The 1818-nt window shown below is 67.7% G+C and carries 2 protein-coding genes and 1 rRNA gene; all 3 read left to right on the top strand.

Annotated features, from left to right (window positions below; translation table 11 throughout):
- Window positions 1-50: 50 nt before the first annotated feature.
- A 5S ribosomal RNA gene (gene rrf, locus AOK15_RS41320) occupies window positions 51-167 on the top strand.
- An 89-nt stretch (window positions 168-256) separates the two neighbouring features.
- Window positions 257-901 (top strand): HAD family hydrolase, encoded by a 645-nt coding sequence (locus tag AOK15_RS41315; protein ID WP_055524435.1) that lies wholly within the window; start codon window positions 257-259, stop codon window positions 899-901.
- A gap of 54 nt (window positions 902-955) precedes the next feature.
- Window positions 956-1818, top strand: an 863-nt coding sequence (locus AOK15_RS41310) for an MFS transporter (RefSeq protein ID WP_055524438.1), incomplete at its 3' end; no start/stop codon positions are given.

The raw sequence follows: 1818 nt of genomic DNA, 5'->3' as shown, positions 1-1818 counted from the left end.
CCCCACACCCCTCACGCGGGGGTGTGGTGCGGTTGATTGTTTCATAGTGTTTCGGTGGTCATAGCGTGAGGGAAACGCCCGGTTACATTCCGAACCCGGAAGCTAAGCCTCACAGCGCCGATGGTACTGCAGGGGGGACCCTGTGGGAGAGTAGGACGCCGCCGAACAAATATTGAGAAAGGCCCACACCTTATGGTGTGGGCCTTTCTGCTTTTAGCGGTTCGTGCGTCGGGTTCGTAGTTCGTAGAGTGCTCGGATGCGCTACGACCTCGTGATCTTCGACAACGACGGTGTGCTCGTCGACAGCGAGCCCATCTCCAACCGGCACCTCGCCGCCTATCTGACCGAGCTCGGGCACCCCACCTCGTACCAGGAGTCCATCCGTGACTACATGGGGTCCGCGATGCACCGTGTCCATGAGCTGATCCAGGAGCGGACGGGGCGGCGGTTGCCCGACGACTTCGACGAGGTCTTCCACGCGCGGGTGTTCGCGGCGTTCGAGCGAGAGCTGGCGCCGGTCGACGGGATCTTCGACGTGCTGGAGAAGCTGGTGGCGGAGGGCGTGCCGTACTGCGTGGCGTCGTCCGGGAGCCATGAGCGGATCCGGGTCGGGCACCGGACGACAGGGCTCGACCGGTGGTTCGGGGAGGGGCTGGTGTTCAGCGCGCAGGACGTGGGGCGAGGGAAGCCGGCGCCCGATCTCTTCCTTTACGCCGCCGAGCGGATGGGGGTCGCGCCGGAGCGGTGCGCGGTCGTCGAGGACAGCCCTCTGGGTGTCCGGGCGGGGCTCGCGGCCGGGATGGACGTGTACGGGTTCACGGCGATGACTCCCGCGGAGAAGCTGACCGGAGTCCAGGGTCACTTCTCGGACATGGCGGAGCTGCTCCCTCTGCTTAGTTGAGCAATCTTCAACTTCCTCTACCCATGGGTAGCGGGCGACCCCTACTGTTCCGCCATGACAGATGTGCTGCGGCGCGGCCGGACCGCGTTGGCGTTCAGCTTCTTCGCTCAGGGCGTCGCCTTCGCACTGCTCGTGACGCGAATTCCGGCCATTCAGGACCGGTACGGGGTCTCCAACGCGCTGCTGCCGGCCTTCCTCGCCGCGGTACCGGTGCTCGCCGGTGTCGGCAGCGTCTGCACCGAGCAGCTGGTGAAGAGGATCCCGGCGAGCCAGGTGCTGCGCTGGTCGCAGCCCGTCGTGCTTCTGGCGCTGCTGGGCGTCGGAGCCGGTGAGCACATGATCGAGCTCGGGATCTCGCTGGCCGCGTTCGGCCTGGCGGTCGGGGCGCTCGACGCCTCGATGAACATGCTCGGAGTGAGCCTGCAGCGGTCGTACGGGCGGAGCATCATGCTCGGGTTCCACGCCGTGTACAGCCTGGGTGGGATATCCGGGGCCTCGCTGGCGTGGGCGGGGGCGCACTGGGATCTGCCACTGCTCGTGTCGTATCTGCCGGTGGTCCTCGTGCTGCTGCCGGCCGCGCTGATCGGGAGCCGGTGGTACGTCGACGGGGGCGGGCCCGAGGACAAGGTCGCCGCGGAGGCCGGAGCGGCGGGTGGGCGCCTGGCCTTCTCGCTGCTGCTGCCGCTCTGTCTGGTGATGTGCTTCGCGTACATCGGGGACTCGACCGTCTCCAACTGGAGCGCCAAGTACCTGGTGGACGTCCTCGGCAGCTCGGACGAGATGGCGACCGTCCCGTACAACGTCTACATGGTCACCACGCTGCTCGGGCGGTCCATCGGGGACCTGGGAGTGCGGCGGTTCGGGGCCGCGGCCGTCGTACGGGCCGGCGCGGTGATCGCGGCCCCGAACCGCCGCAC

This window comes from Streptomyces ossamyceticus, assembly GCF_001418475.1.
In the GTDB taxonomy this organism is placed as follows: domain Bacteria; phylum Actinomycetota; class Actinomycetes; order Streptomycetales; family Streptomycetaceae; genus Streptomyces; species Streptomyces ossamyceticus.
The sequence above is the reverse complement of the archived record's forward strand: the minus strand, read 5'-3'. Positions and strand labels throughout refer to the sequence as shown.